This window comes from Micromonospora sp. NPDC049171 (assembly GCF_040648275.1).
Classification (GTDB): domain Bacteria; phylum Actinomycetota; class Actinomycetes; order Mycobacteriales; family Micromonosporaceae; genus Micromonospora.
Window position 1 is genome coordinate 172,960 of the sequence record NZ_JBEZDJ010000005.1, and the last position, 13,634, is coordinate 186,593.

Below are 13,634 nucleotides of genomic sequence, written 5' to 3' on the forward strand. Positions count from 1 at the left end.
CGTGTGGCACTCAGCGGCGGCGTGCCCGCCACATCGTGTGCTCCCGGGAGATCGCTGTCTCCGTGTCGTTGACGAACTGCGACAACTGGGCCTCCGAGGTGATCCGGCTGGCCAGTGACCCCATGGCGGCGAGCTCCTGGCTCGCCAGGGCGTAGGCGGTCGCCACCGCGGAGTGTTGCCGCGTCTGCGTCCAGGCCGCACCGGCCGCGACCGCGGCGGCGGCCACGCCGAACAGGTCGACGTCGGTGAAACCGGCGACCCTCGACATCGCCAGGGCCAGCCCCACCAACTCCAGGACCAGCATGGCGACCGACCACCGTGTCGCTCGGGCGCGGTTCGACAACGAGCGCGCGGCGTACCAGACCCGCTGGGTCTCCAGACGACCGTTCACGTACGACGCCCGGCGCTCCGCGAGGGAGGTGGCCCGTACGGTTCGCATTCCCTCCGTGATCTGCTGCCCGGCCAGGGCGGGTGCCGCCAACCCGGCCCCGGACATGTCCCTGGTCAGGCCCAACAGTCGGCCGGTGAACTCCTCGACACACTCCGAGTCGTCGCGTGAGCGGGGAAACGGATCGGCTGCGATCGCGAATCGCCACGTCAACGACTTGATGGACTCGGAGAGCGCCCTCCCGACATACCACCGCTCGTCGGGACGGTTGGTGAGCAGGAAGACCTCCACGATCGAGGTGGCGGCGAAGGCGCCCACCGCGATTGCCGGACCCACCGTGAAGTTGTCGAGCTTCCAGGTGCCGACCCCCGCCAACGCGGCCAGCAGGAGCAGCGACAGCCGCAGGGCGGTCAGGGACGCGAACACCCGCTGCCCGCGTAGCGACTCAGTGGACACGGCCCGCTGAAACGGCGGAAAGTCCTCGGCATTCAGCATGGCGTCGACCTCCCGAGGAGAACCTTCACCAAACATAGAGGGCGGTGTCTACGGCCTGTCGGCCCTCGTGGCGGTGATTCGCCGGGAAACCCGCCACCGCCGGCACGCCCGGGGCGAGAATGGTTGGTCGGGGAGGGGTGCCGCGACGACCGGGGGAGCAGGCGTGCCCGCAACCAGCCTCCTTGGCCGGCTCCGTCGCCGTGACCCGGGGGATGCCGTCCTGCGGCGAGCGGCACGGCTGACACTCGTCGCGTCCGTCGTCTTCTACGCCTGCCGTTACGGCGCGGGCAGCTCGGTCCTCGCCACCTACGGCCTGTTCGGCACGATCGCCGCCGGGTCGTTCGCGCAGTTGCCCGGTCCGGCGCCGCAACGGGCGCGGATCCTCGTCACGGCACTGCCGGCGATCTGGGCGCTGGTCGCCGTGGGCTCGTTGTTGGCCTGGAGCACGTGGTCGGCCGCCGGCGGGATGCTGGTCATCGGGTTCGTCGTGGCGTTCGCCGGGGTGGGCAATCCGCGCCTGGTGGGGTTGGCCAGCGCGTTCCAGCTCTTCTACATCCTGGCGTCCTTCCCGCCGTACCAACCGGGCACCCTGCCGCAGCGACTCGGCGGCGTCACGCTCGCCATTCTGCTGCTCGCCGCGGCCGAGGTGCTGCTCTGGCCCGATCCGGTGCCGGTCTCCTACCGGCAGCTGCTCACCCGGGCGGCGGACGGCGTCGGGGCCTTCCTCGACGCCACCGCCGACGCCCTGACCGACCCGCACGCCGGTCCCGGTGGTCCGGACCGGCGGCGTGCGCGGGCGTACGACGTGGTGGCCCCGCTCGGGTTGGGCCGCAGTGCGCCGGAGCGGGCGCCCACCGCGGCGGGCGCCCAGGACCGGGCGCTGCGGATCTCGGCGGCGGCACTGCGGGAGGTGCTCGCCGAGGCGGACCGGCTCGCGGGAGACGCCCCGCCGGAGCCGATCCCGGACCTGGCGGCGGCGCGGCTGCTGCGCGCCTGCGCCGACACGACCCGGGCCGCCGGCCGGAACCTGGCACCGGGGGCGCCTCCGGTCGACCTCGGGAGCCTGGACGCCGCGATCCGCACGGCCGAGGCGGCGTACCCGGTGGGCCGGGGCGGCGGCGCGGCGGACGTACCCCGGATGTGCCGGGACGCGACCGCGCTGGCCCTCGCCGACCAGGTGCGGGTCTTCGCCGTCGGCGCCCGGGTCGCCGCCGGGGCGCGGCCCGCGGTGGGCGATGCCTACCCCACGCTCTTCGAGTACGCGCGACACAGCCCGTGGACGCTGTACTGGCGACAGTTCCGCTCCCACCTGGCACCGCGCTCCGCCAACCTGCACAGCGCGCTGCGACTGGCCGTGGCACTGTCGGTCGCCCGGGTGGGCGCCGGGCTGCTGCAGCTCCACCACGGCTTCTGGGTGCTCCTGACGACGCTCACGGTCCTGCGGACCTCGGCCGCCGACACGCGCACCGCGTTGCGGCCCGCCGTGCTGGGCACCATCGCGGGCGTCGTCGTCAGCGGCCTGCTGGTGTTCCTCGTCGAGGAGCCCATCGTGTACGCCGTCGTGCTGCCGGTCACCCTGCTGCTGGCGTTCGGTGTCGGTCGGCTGCTGGGCCCGGTGTGGCAGCAGGCGCTGTTCACCCTGCTGCTGACTGTCGTCTTCAGCCAGCTCAGCCCCGAGGGTTGGCGGCTCGCCGAGGCACGTCTGGTCGACGTCGGACTCGGCGCGGTGATCGGTGTGCTCGCCGGCGTCGCCATGTGGCCGCGCGGCGCGGGCCACGACCTGCGCCACAACGCCGCCCGCTACCTGACGGCCAGCGGGGAGGCGGTCCAGCAGACCGTGGAGGCGGTGCTGGGCGACGCGCCGCCGCCCGAGGACGACCTCGACCGGGTCCGCCGCCGGATGGTCCTGGTCGACTCGTCGTACTGCCAGTACCACTCCGAGCGCCACGACCCGCGACACGCGGGGGTGGACTGGGACGCCGCCCTGGGCGCCGGGCAGCACGTGGTGCCCGGCGCCGAGTCGCTGCTGCGCCGCAACCCGCCCGGCTGCCTCGCCGGCTGGCCGGCCGCGGCGGTCCTGCTGCGGGACGCGGCCGGGCAACTGCGGTCGGCGTACGACGACCTGGCCGGCGAGGTGGCGCACGGCCGGGCCTCCGGCCGGGTGCCCGCTCCGACCGACTGTGTCGACGAGGTGGACCGGATCCGCCCGTTGCTCGGCGCGGTCGACGCCTCGGCGGTGCGGCACCTGGTGGAGGTCGACAGGTGGCTCGCCGGCCTCGCCGACAGCCTCGCCCGGATCCACCCGCCGCCCGGCTCGGCGGGGCGACAGTGAGCCGCTTCGGGTCAGGGGATGACGGGTAGGCCGCTGTGGTAGAGGTGCTCGAACTGACTGTGGACCCAGAGGATGCGGCCGTCGGGGCGTACCACCTTGCGGAGGTCGGCGATGGTGACGTCCTGGGCGCGGAGCACGACGTGCAGCGTCCGGAGGACGGCGCCCTCGGCGTGGACGGGAGACGCCGGTGCGTGGGGGGCCCGTTCCGCGAGCCCGGCGCTGTGGTCGTCCGCGGTGAGGTGGCTCGCGGCCTCCGCCGCGGCGTTCAGTGTCTCGTTCGCCAGGGCGACCTGCTCCTCGATGGCCTTCCACTGCTCTTCGCTGAAGTCGAGTTTGAGCTCGGCCAGACCCACGCCCAGCAGAGGCTTGAGCAGCATGGTGGTGGCCTTCAGGAGGGGGACGGCTCTGGCCCACCACTCTCGGGAGACGTCCGGGTAGTAGACGCCGGCATCGCGCCGGTCGGGTTCGAGGACGTGCACGGGCTGCAGCGAGTGCTCGCAGTACAACGTCAGCCGCATCCGCCTGGTGGTCCACTGCGGGTTGCGAAGGGACGCCTCGACGGGGGTGAGGGTGAACAGGCGTGGGCCGTCCGCGGCCTCGTCGTTGAGTTGCCACATCAACGCGGTGAGCTGTGCGTTCACGCCCGCGAGGTTGGCCTTGACGGTGTCGTTGAGCTCGGTCACCCGTCGACTCAGCCCGCGGACATGACTGTCCATCAGCGCCACGCCGTCCTGCAGACTGGCGAGCGCGTCCTGGCTCGCGCCCGCACCGCCCAGCAGCGAGTTGATGGCGGGGAAGGCGTCGCAGCTGGAGATCGGGCACTGCGCGATGCTCTGCCCGTGTGCGTCGCGCAGTTTGATGAGTTTGTCGACGTCGAACAGGCCCGCACCCGGCGTGGGCAGGCCGCACCCGTCCCGGCAGGCGACGAGGGCGACGGTGCTCAGGCCGGGCCAGAACCGTTCGATGCAGTAGCGGATCTCGTCGGTGACCTGGCGCAGGTAGGTGACGGCGTCCGGGCCGCGCACCTGGACCTGGACACCGACCCCGGTACGCACGGTGAGCAGCGCGCGGGCGCCGTACCGGCTCTGCAGGACCATGCCCTGCTGCCAGTGCACGCCCTGGAGGGAGTCGGGCTCCGTGTAGCGCTGGTGGTGCAGGCGGACGATGAGCCGGTACATCAGGGAGTCGGGAATGACCACGGGGCCTGCGGGGCCTTCCGAGATCCGGCACACCTCCAGGTACTCGCGGTCGGCGGTGCGGAACTCGACCCAGGCCCCGCGCAGGTCCGGCTGTGCGGCGGGGACGAGTTGCGCGATGAGACTCACCGGCTCGGGTGCGGCGTCGAGGGAGACCAGGTAGGTCAGCTCGAAGCGCCCCATGAGCGCCAGGAACAGTCGCTGCTGTTCTCTCGTGTAGCGCGTGCCGTCGGGAGCCTGGGCGGCACTCCACAGGCGCCCGAGCATGCGGTGTGGGACGAGACCGAGGGCGTCGACGGCGTCTCGACTGTCGAGGACGGCGGCGATCGCGACGTTGAGCCAGTCCGGTTGGAGGATCACGAACGCGGCAAGCGCGTCGTCGTCCGCGTAGTAGATCCACTTCCCCAGGTGGTGGGCGTTACTGGCCAGCGTCCGTGCCTGGAAGGCGTTCAGTCCCTGGGCTTCGGCCACCGCTTCGTAGCCGCGGTAGTCGATCACCTGCCGACCGCCGGCGGTGACTGCCTCGATCGTCCGCTGCCACGTGGCCGGGTAGCGACGGTGCACGTGCGGGAGCGTGCCGGCGGTCGTGGCGATCGCCTCCCGCAGTGCCTCCAGCCGGTCGTCCGGGATGGCGCTGTCGACCTCGTGGAAACCGACGATCAGGCTGCCGAAGCGCTGTTTCAGGTGCGTTTCGTCGATGGCGTCCGCCCGCGAGGACGGCCCACCGTGGGACGCGACCACGAGGACCCGGGCGTCCGGGGCCCGGTGGGCGATCATGGCGATCCACGACTCCACCATGCCGGCCGCGACACCCGGACGGGGTTTCCAGACGACGACGTAGACGGCCGGCGCGCTGAAGAACAACTGGTGCGCCGGCTGGTAGGCCTGCTGGCCGCCAAAGTCCCACCCGTTCAGGGTGATCTCCTGGTCGGCGTGGCTCACCACCAGCGGCTTGATCTCCATGCCCTGTGTCTGGTGACGATCCTGCCAGGGCTCGCCGCGCAACGCCCCGAGCAGGGTGCTCTTCCCAGCCTCGCCAGCGCCCACGAACAGCAGCTTCGCCTCCGAGATCGAGATCCCGTCGGTGGCGACATCCCGGAGGAACGCCAGCAGCGCCTCCGTGCCCTCCACCTCGGCGGCCAGCACCTCGGGCGGAAGTGGATTGCCCTCTACGACAAGCATCCGAAGCTCTGCGAGCCGACCAATGGCGTCGGGCAGGGCGGTGAGCTGATTGTCGGCCAGGGACAGCCCGCTGAGGGAGTTCCAGGCGGCGATGGCGTCGGGCAGGGTGGTGAGCTGGTTGCCGACCATGGACAGAGACAAGAGGGCGGTCCAGGCAGCGACAGCGTCCGGCAGGGTGGTGAGCTGGTTGCCGTCCAGGTGCAGTTCGGTGAGGGAGGTCCAGGCGGCGACGGCGTCGGGCAGGGTGGTGAGGTGGTTGCCGTCCAGGTACAGAACATTGAGATGGGCCCAGACGGCGACTGCGTCGGGTAGGGCGGTGAGCTGGTTGTAGTCCATATCGAGCCGTGTCAGGGCAGTCCAGGCGGCGACTGCGTCCGGTAGCGCGCTTAGCTGGTTGCGGTCCACGTTGAGCCGTGTCAGGGCAGTCCAGGCGGCGACCGCGTCCGGTAGCGCGGTGAGCTGGTTTTCGTACGCGAGAAGCATGGTTAGGCCCGTCCAGGCGGCGACTGCGTCGGGCAGGGCGGTGAGCCGGTTGCCGGCCAGGCGTAGTTCGGTGAGGGAGGTCCAGGCGGCGACGGCATCGGGCAGGGTGGTGAGCTGGTTGGCAATCAGGTGCAGGGTGGTGAGGGAGGTCCAGGCGGCGACGGCGTCGGGTAGGGCGGTGAGGTGGTTGTCGCTCAGGCGTAGTTCGGTGAGGGAGGTCCAGGCGGCGACGGCGTCGGGTAGGGCGGTGAGGTGGTTGTCGCTCAGGTGCAGGGTGGTGAGGGAGGTCCAGGCGGCGACGGCGTCGGGTAGCACGGTGAGCCGGTTCTCACCCAGGTCCAGGGTGGTGAGGCAGGTCCAGGCAGCGACGGCGTCCGGCAGGGTGTCCAGGTCGTTCTCAGCTAGATCGAGGCTGGTCACATCAGCGAGAGCCGGGATGTCGCGCAGCAGCTCGGCGAGGTCGCCAGCGGTCAGGGCGAGACCGCTGAGGTCGACATGCCCGCCGGTGGCGGCAGCTATGCGGTCTTTGGCCTCGACAATCGTGCCGTCATCCATGCCGAAGCAGCGTAGTCCCCCGTGCACAGTCAGTATTGCCCGCTGGGTCGACTCTCGGCGCGATTGGGCCGCCGTACGGATCTGACAGGCCGCCGATTGCCGATTGGCCGTGCCCGTTCGCCGTCGCCCCGCCTAGCGTCGACGGCATGGAGTTCGAGCAGGCGCAGCAGTTGTGGAAGCCGGAGCCCGGCTGGTTGAACACTGCCTCCTACGGGTTGCCGCCCGAGCCGGCGTGGACGGCACTTCAGGAGGCCCTGGACGCGTGGCGGGTCGGCCGGACGTCGTGGGAGGGCTGGGGCGAGTCGGTGCACCGGTCCCGTGCCGCGTTCGCCGACCTGATCGGGGTGCCGGCCGGTGACGTCGCGGTCGGCGCGGCCGTGTCGCAGATCCTCGCGCCGGTCGCGGCCGCCCTGCCGGACGGGGCGAGGGTGGTGGTTCCCGAGGTCGAGTTCACCTCGAACCTGTTCCCCTGGCTGGTGCAGGAGGAACGCGGCGTCAAGGTGCACACGGTGCCGCTGGACGCCCTGGTCGACGCCATCGACGCCGACACCGACGTGGTCGCGTTCAGCCTGGTGCAGTCCGCCGACGGGGCGGTGGCGGCGTACCACGAGATCGTGGCCGCCGCCCGCGCGCACGACGCGTTGGTGGTGGTGGACGCGACCCAGGCGTGCGGCTGGCTGCCGTTCGACGGGAGCCGGGCCGACGTGGTGGCGGTGGGTGGCTACAAGTGGCTGATGAATCCGCGCGGCACCGCGTACGCCTATCTGGCCCCGGCGTTGCGCGAGCGGCTACGCCCGGACGCGGCCGGCTGGTACGCGGGCCGCGACCCGCACGCCTCCTACTACGGCCCACCGTTGCGGCTGGCCGACGACGCCCGCCGGTTCGACATCTCACCGGCCTGGTTCAGCTGGGTCGGCGCGGCGCCCGCCCTGGAGGTGGTCGCCGAGATCGGCGTGCCGGCGATCCGGGAGCACAACGTGGCGCTGGCCAACCGGTTCCTGACCGGGCTGGGCCGGCCGGCGGGGGAGAGCGCCATCGTCAGCGTGGACGTGCCCGGCGCCGAGCAGCGCCTCGCGGCGGCCGGGATCCGGGCGGCGGTCCGCGCCGGACGGGTCCGTGCCTCCTTCCACGTCTACTCCACCGAGGCCGACGTGGACGCCGCGTTGACCGCGCTGGTCGGATAGGCCGGCCGCGCCCGTTGCGGGGCACGGCCGGCCGGCCGGTCAGGAGCAGATGCTGAAGCTCGCGTACGTGTACGAGAGAGGCTGCCACTCCAGGTCAGGCCCCAGGCTCATGTCCCACTTGCCGTCCGCGAGCCGCCCGAAGTAGATGAAGTTGCTGCCCAGCCCGTCGTAGTAGAACCAACCCTCGTACGTGGTGAGGCGGGTTGCCGCCGTGGCGAAGGTCCGGCGGCCGACGACGCCGTCGCTCACGAGACCTCGGTCGGTCTGCCACCGCCTGGTCGCGGCCGTCGTCGTCGGCCCGAACCGGCAGTCGACGTCGGAGGCGGCGAGATAGCCGTCGGCCACCAGGATCTTCTGCCACATGGCGACGACATTGCTGTACGAGCGGGTCGACGCGGAGATCGGGCCCTCGTCGCCCCAGTCGTCCGTCCAGGTGCCCGAGCCCGTGACGTAGCCCTGGCTGACGTTGGCCGACGCCGGCGCGGCCGGGATGGCGACGGCGCCGATTGTGGCGACGACCATCGCCATCGCAACGGCCTTGATTCGTAGGTGCATGAGCATCCCCCTGTGGCTGATGGGCAGCTGTCATGGGGGTAGATGGCCGGCGGACCCACGTGGTTCACGACGGGCGGACATCCGTTCTCAGGCCAGGTGGCCGCCGATCTTCGTGTACCCGCGCAGCAGGTCGCGGGAGATGATCAGCCGCTGCATCTCGTCGGTGCCCTCGAAGATCCGGTAGAGCCGGACCTGCCGGTACCAGCGCTCGATGGGCAGCTCACGGGTGTAGCCCATGCCGCCGTGGATCTGGAGCACCCGGTCGACCAGCCGGTTGACCATGCCGGCGCCGTAGAGCTTGCCCATCGACGACGCGTGCCGGGGGTCCAGGCCCTGATCGACGGTCCACGCCGAGCGCAGCACCAGCCAGCGGGCCGCCTCCAACTCGGTCTCCGAGTCGGCGATCATCCACTGGATGGCCTGGTTGGTGCCGATCTTCGCGCCGAAGGTCTCCCGGGTGTTGGCGTAGTCGATGGCCATCTGCAGGACCCGCTCGGCGATGCCGATGGCGTGTGACGGGATGGTGTAGCGGCCCTTGCCGATCCACTCCATGCCCAGCGTGAAGCCCTGCCCGATCTCGCCGAGGATGTTGCGGTGCGGCACGCGGACGCCGTCGAAGATGAGCGATGCGGGCCCACCCTCGCCCATGGTCTGGATGAACTCCGAGCGCCAGCCCATCGACCGGTCCACCAGGAACGCGGTGGCCCCGCCGTTGCGGGCGCCCCTCTCCCGGTCGGTCACCGCGACCACGATGGCGAAGTCGGCGTCGTGGCCACCGGTGATGAAGGTCTTCTCGCCGTCGAGCACCCAGTCGTCGCCGTCGCGCCGGGCCGAGAGCCGGATGTTCGCGGCGTCCGAGCCGGCCCCGGGCTCGGTGATCGCGAAGCAGGAGCGCCGCTCGCCCTCGATGGTCGGGATGAGGAACTCCTGCTTCTGCTCCTCGGTGGCGTGGAACAGGATGTTGTCCGCCTCGCCGCCGAAGCGGAACGGCACGAAGGTGTGGCCCAGCTCCGTCCAGATCAACGACTGGAGCACTGCCGGCAGGTTCATCCCGCCGTACTCTTCGGGGGTGGCCAGGCCCCAGAAGCCGAACTTGCGCGCCTTGAGTTGCAGCTCGCGCACCTCGGAGTGGTCCAGGCCCGGCTGGTGCGCCCGCTCCCGCCGGAGCACCTCCGACTCCAACGGCATCACCTCGCGGCGGATGAACGATCGGACGGTGTCCCGCACCGCCCGCTCCTCGTCGGTGAGCGAAAAGTCCACGTGGTCCTCCTGGCGTCGGCGCAGCCGGTCACCTTTAAACTAGCGGTGCAAGTTTTGTCGCGTCCAGACCTGATGGCCGAGACCGTGAGGAGCGCAGTGCCCCGACCCCGCCAGCCCCGGCTGACCCGGCAGCTGATCGTCGAGACAGCCACCGCGCTCATCGACGCCGAGGGCCTGCCCGCCTTCTCCACCCGGCGGCTCGCCGCCGAGTTGGGCGTCCGTGGGCCGTCGCTCTACAACCACTTCGGCACCAAGGACGAGATCCTCGACGCGGTCGCCGACACGGTCACCGGTGCTGTCGACACCAGCGGCTTCGCCAGCCGGGACTGGGCCGCCGCGCTGCACGACTGGGCCTGGTCGTACCGGCGGGCGCTCACCGCGCACCCGAACATCGTGCCGTACCTGGCGCAGGGGCCCGGTCGTCGACCGGCCGCACTGGCCATGGCCGACGCGGTCTACGGCGGGTTGGTCCGCGCCGGCTGGCCGCCGGCCCGCGCCACCCACATCGGCGCCGCACTGCGCTACTTCGTGGCCGGGTCGGCGCTCGGCTCGTTCGCCCGCGGCTTCGTCGAGGATCCGGAGCTGTACGCGGCGCACTACCCGCACCTGCGGCAGGCGCACCGGCTCGCCGAGCACCAGCAGAGCGTGGACGAGGGCGCCTTCGCCCTCGGCCTGGACGCGCTGCTGCACGGTCTGGCCGCCGAGTACGCCCGCACCGTCGACCCGGTGGAGTCCGCCCGGCCCAGCGGGTAGCGTCCAAACTCCCAGCGCTAGTTTCATCGCCCGCCGCGACTCCGTCGCCATCGCCCGTCGCGACCCCGTCCCCACCGCCGGTCGCCCACCCCCGAAGGGACGCCATGGACCTCGCCGCCCCGCCGTCGCAGCTGCCCGACACCCTGCGCCTCCGGCACCACCTGCACGTCGGCGGCGAGTGGATCTCCCCCGCCGGCACCGACGTGATCGACGTGGAGAATCCGAGCACCGGCGCGTCGATTGGGCAGGTGCCCGCCGGCACGGCGGCCGACGTGGACCGCGCCGTCGCCGCGGCGCGCGCCGCCTTCCCCGGCTGGGCGGCCACCGCTCCCGGTGAGCGCGCCGCCCACCTCGACCGGTTGCACGCCGCGCTCGCCGCACGCGCCGACGACCTCGTCCGCACCATCGCCGTGGAGCTGGGCTCGCCGTTCAAGCTCGCCACCCGGGTCCAGGTCGGGCTGCCGTTGACAGTCCTGCGCGACCACGTCGCGCTCGCCGCTCGGCCGCCGGCCCAGGAGAGCATCGGCAACTCGCTCGTCGTCCGCGAGCCGGTCGGCGTGGTCGGCGCGATCACCCCGTGGAACTATCCGCTGCACCAGGTGCTGGCGAAGCTGGCGCCCGCGCTGGCCGCCGGCTGCACGGTGGTGCTCAAGCCCAGCGAGCTGACGCCGTTGACCGCGTACCTCCTCTTCGACGCGGTCGCCGAGGCCGGGTTGCCGCCGGGGGTGCTCAACCTGGTCCCCGGCACCGGGCCGGTGGTGGGTGAGGCCCTGGTCGGGCACCCCGACGTCGACCTGGTCTCGTTCACCGGCTCCACCGCCACCGGCGCGCGGATCATGCGGCTCGCGGCCGACCGCATCGCCCGGGTCGCGCTGGAGTTGGGTGGCAAGTCCGCAAACGTGATTCTCCCCGACGCCGACCTGGCCACCGCGGTCAAGGTGGGCGTCGGCAACGCCCTGCTCAACTCCGGGCAGACCTGCACGGCGTGGACCCGCATGCTGGTGCACCGCGACCGGTACGACGAAGCACTCGACCTGGTCGCCACCGCGGTGGCCGGCTACCGGCTCGGCGATCCGTTCGACCCGGGCACCCGGCTCGGGCCGCTGGTCTCCGCGGCCCAGGCCGAGCGGGTGCGTGGCCACGTCGACCGGGCACTGGCCGACGGCGCACGGCTGGTCGCCGGCGGCCCGGACACCCCGGTGCCGGCCCGGGGGCACTTCGTCGCCCCGACCGTCTTCGCCGACGTGCACCCCGACAGCGCGCTCGCCCAGGAGGAGGTCTTCGGCCCGGTGCTCGCCGTTCTCCCGTTCGGCGACACCGACGAGGCGGTCGCGATCGCCAACAACTCGCGGTACGGGCTGGCTGGCGCGGTCTGGTCCGCCGACACCGACGCGGCGCTCGCGGTGGCTCGGCGGATGCGCACCGGCGCGGTCGACATCAACGGTGCCCCGTTCAATCCGCTCGCCCCGTTCGGCGGCTACAAGCAGTCCGGCCTGGGCCGCGAGTTGGGCGTGCACGGGCTCGCCGAGTTCTGCGAGCTGAAGGCGATCCAGCGATGAGCGGCACCGAGCCGGTCCCGGCGGGCGGCCGTGAGCCGGTCCCGGCCGCGCCGACGGTCGGTGCCGAGCCGGTGGCCGCGCCGGTCACCGTCCGCGCGCTTGTCGCGCGCGGTGTCGGCGCCGAGTTGCGAATCGAGCGGGTACGCCTGCCCGCGCCTGGCCCCGGCGAGGTGCGGGTGACGATCCGGGCGGCCGGTGTCTGCCACTCCGACCTGTCCATGGTGAACGGCACGATCGCCGCGAGGTTCCCGCTGGTGCTCGGGCACGAGGCGACCGGCGTGGTGGCCGAGGCCGGGCCGGGCAGTCGGCTGCGGGTCGGCACCGAGGTGGTGTTGAACTGGGCACCGGCGTGCCGGGCCTGCTGGTGGTGCCGGCGCGGCGAGCCGTGGCTCTGCGCCGACACGACCGCCCCGACAGTGCCGCGCGGCGAGACCGACGACGGCGTACCGCTGAACCTGACCCTCGGCCTCGGCGCGCTCGCCGAGGCGGTGGTGGTGCCCGAGACCGCCGTCATCCCGATTCCCGCAGGTCTGCCCCCGGAACAGGCCGCACTGCTCGGCTGCGCGGTGCTGACCGGCGTCGGCGCGGTCCGCAACACCGCCCGGGTAGCGCCCGGCGAGACCGTGGCGGTCGTCGGGCTCGGTGGGGTCGGGCTCGCCGTGCTCAGCGCGGCCCGCCGGGCCGGCGCCACGACGATCCTGGCCGTCGACGTGGCCGGGGCCAAACGGAACCTGGCGCTCGCCACCGGGGCCACCGACTTCCTGCTCTCCGACGACCGGCTGTCCAGGGAGGTACGGGCGCGCACCGAGGGTCGCGGCGTCGACCACGCCTTCGAGTGCGTCGGACGGGCCACCACCATCCGGGCGGCCTGGCGACTGACCCGACGCGGGGGAACGGTGACAGTGGTCGGCATGGGCGCCAAGGACGACATGGTCAGCCTCGGCGCGCTGGACATCTTCCACTCCGCCCGCACCCTGCGGTCCTCGGTGTACGGCTCGTCGGACCCGGACCGGGAGGTGCCCGTGCTGGCCGCCGAGTTGGCCGGCGGCGCGCTGGACCTGGGCGTGCTGGTCAGCGGCACGGTCCCGTTGGACGAGGCCCCTATGGCGTTCGATCGGCTGGCCCGGGGCGAGGGCGCTCGCTGGGTGGTCACCCTCGACTGAGCATCCCCGGCCTGCTTGATCGACTCGGCTTCCGTGAAGTCGGGGTGTCGGGACGCCCAGGACACCCCGACTTCCGGAAAGACGAGTGGACGGTCAGAAGGGCGGCGCGTCCTCGCCCATCAGCGCAAGGACGACGCCGCCCTTGCCGCTCTTGAGGCCCTGGACCACGACTTTGCCGGTGCTGCCGTCGGGCAGCTCCAACGTGAAGGTCTTTCCGACCGCGTTCTTGGGGCCGTTGCCGGCGCTGTTGGCGGGTCGGAAGTCACCCGCCCACGGTGGGGTCCCACCCCTGCGGGCGGGCTCGGCGAAGAGCGCGGCGGTGCCGGGGGTCCTGGTGCCGTCGGCGGAGAGGAGCACTGAGGCGCTGCGAAAGGTAGCCATATGCGCCAAGGCTAACCCGGACCGTGCGCGTTCGTGCACCACAGCTGCCCGTGCCGGCGATTCGGTCGACGCCTCGACCCGGTGGCCCGTGCTCGTCCTGCCCATGTCGCCGACATGAGCCGGGAGGTCATCAACCACCTGGTTGACA

Annotated in this window: 10 protein-coding genes; 5 read left to right on the top strand and 5 right to left on the bottom strand. The window is 72.3% G+C overall.

Annotation, left to right across the window (positions count from 1 at the left end; genetic code table 11):
* Positions 1–10: 10 nt before the first annotated feature.
* On the bottom strand, positions 11–883 hold the full coding sequence (locus tag AB0B14_RS08675) for a DUF4231 domain-containing protein (protein ID WP_357069205.1): 873 nt from the start codon (positions 881–883) through the stop codon (positions 11–13).
* A gap of 163 nt (positions 884–1,046) precedes the next feature.
* On the opposite strand from AB0B14_RS08675, the gene AB0B14_RS08680 reads away from it, so the two are divergent.
* A complete protein-coding gene (locus AB0B14_RS08680; RefSeq protein ID WP_357069207.1) occupies positions 1,047–3,215 on the top strand; it encodes an FUSC family protein in 2,169 nt (722 codons plus the stop codon).
* An 11-nt stretch (positions 3,216–3,226) separates the two neighbouring features.
* On the opposite strand, the gene AB0B14_RS08685 is transcribed toward AB0B14_RS08680, so the two are convergent.
* Positions 3,227–6,631 carry a COR domain-containing protein gene (locus AB0B14_RS08685; RefSeq protein ID WP_357069209.1) on the bottom strand — a complete coding sequence of 1,135 codons (3,405 nt, stop codon included), beginning with the start codon at positions 6,629–6,631 and terminating at the stop codon, positions 3,227–3,229.
* A 146-nt stretch (positions 6,632–6,777) separates the two neighbouring features.
* On the opposite strand from AB0B14_RS08685, the gene AB0B14_RS08690 reads away from it, so the two are divergent.
* Entirely contained in the window at positions 6,778–7,815 is a 1,038-nt protein-coding gene (locus tag AB0B14_RS08690) for an aminotransferase class V-fold PLP-dependent enzyme (protein WP_357522023.1), read from the top strand.
* A 39-nt stretch (positions 7,816–7,854) separates the two neighbouring features.
* On the opposite strand, the gene AB0B14_RS08695 is transcribed toward AB0B14_RS08690, so the two are convergent.
* Both AB0B14_RS08695 and AB0B14_RS08700 read right to left on the bottom strand, forming a co-directional pair.
* Positions 7,855–8,370, bottom strand: coding sequence for a peptidoglycan-binding domain-containing protein (locus AB0B14_RS08695; protein ID WP_357069213.1), 516 nt, complete (start codon positions 8,368–8,370; stop codon positions 7,855–7,857).
* 87 nt (positions 8,371–8,457) lie between these two features.
* The gene (locus AB0B14_RS08700; protein WP_357522025.1) at positions 8,458–9,630 is read right to left on the bottom strand and encodes an acyl-CoA dehydrogenase family protein; all 1,173 of its coding nucleotides are present in this window, start codon (positions 9,628–9,630) and stop codon (positions 8,458–8,460) included.
* Positions 9,631–9,726: 96 nt separating this feature from the next.
* On the opposite strand from AB0B14_RS08700, the gene AB0B14_RS08705 reads away from it, so the two are divergent.
* The 3 genes from AB0B14_RS08705 (at position 9,727) to AB0B14_RS08715 (ending at position 13,105) form a co-directional block, all read left to right on the top strand.
* The gene (locus AB0B14_RS08705) at positions 9,727–10,383 is read left to right on the top strand and encodes a TetR/AcrR family transcriptional regulator C-terminal domain-containing protein (protein WP_357522027.1); all 657 of its coding nucleotides are present in this window, start codon (positions 9,727–9,729) and stop codon (positions 10,381–10,383) included.
* A gap of 104 nt (positions 10,384–10,487) precedes the next feature.
* The gene (locus tag AB0B14_RS08710) at positions 10,488–11,942 is read left to right on the top strand and encodes an aldehyde dehydrogenase family protein (protein ID WP_357522029.1); all 1,455 of its coding nucleotides are present in this window, start codon (positions 10,488–10,490) and stop codon (positions 11,940–11,942) included.
* Positions 11,939–13,105, top strand: coding sequence for an alcohol dehydrogenase catalytic domain-containing protein (locus AB0B14_RS08715; RefSeq protein WP_357522031.1), 1,167 nt, complete (start codon positions 11,939–11,941; stop codon positions 13,103–13,105). Before AB0B14_RS08710 ends, AB0B14_RS08715 begins: the two co-directional genes overlap by 4 nt.
* Positions 13,106–13,198: 93 nt before the next feature.
* Here the strand turns inward: AB0B14_RS08715 and AB0B14_RS08720 are convergent, their stop codons facing one another.
* Positions 13,199–13,486 carry a hypothetical protein gene (locus AB0B14_RS08720; protein WP_357069223.1) on the bottom strand — a complete coding sequence of 96 codons (288 nt, stop codon included), beginning with the start codon at positions 13,484–13,486 and terminating at the stop codon, positions 13,199–13,201.
* Between the last annotated feature and the right edge of the window lie 148 nt (positions 13,487–13,634).

Bases quoted from the DNA above. Each gene is read 5' to 3' on its own strand.
- AB0B14_RS08675 (WP_357069205.1), bottom strand. From the start codon at position 883: ATGCTGAATGCCGAGGACTTTCCGCCGTTTCAGCGGGCCGTGTCCACT.
- AB0B14_RS08685 (WP_357069209.1), bottom strand. From the start codon at position 6,631: ATGGATGACGGCACGATTGTCGAGGCCAAAGACCGCATAGCTGCCGCC.
- AB0B14_RS08690 (WP_357522023.1), top strand. From the start codon at position 6,778: ATGGAGTTCGAGCAGGCGCAGCAGTTGTGGAAGCCGGAGCCCGGCTGG.
- AB0B14_RS08695 (WP_357069213.1), bottom strand. From the start codon at position 8,370: ATGCACCTACGAATCAAGGCCGTTGCGATGGCGATGGTCGTCGCCACA.
- AB0B14_RS08710 (WP_357522029.1), top strand. From the start codon at position 10,488: ATGGACCTCGCCGCCCCGCCGTCGCAGCTGCCCGACACCCTGCGCCTC.
- AB0B14_RS08715 (WP_357522031.1), top strand. From the start codon at position 11,939: ATGAGCGGCACCGAGCCGGTCCCGGCGGGCGGCCGTGAGCCGGTCCCG.
- AB0B14_RS08720 (WP_357069223.1), bottom strand. From the start codon at position 13,486: ATGGCTACCTTTCGCAGCGCCTCAGTGCTCCTCTCCGCCGACGGCACC.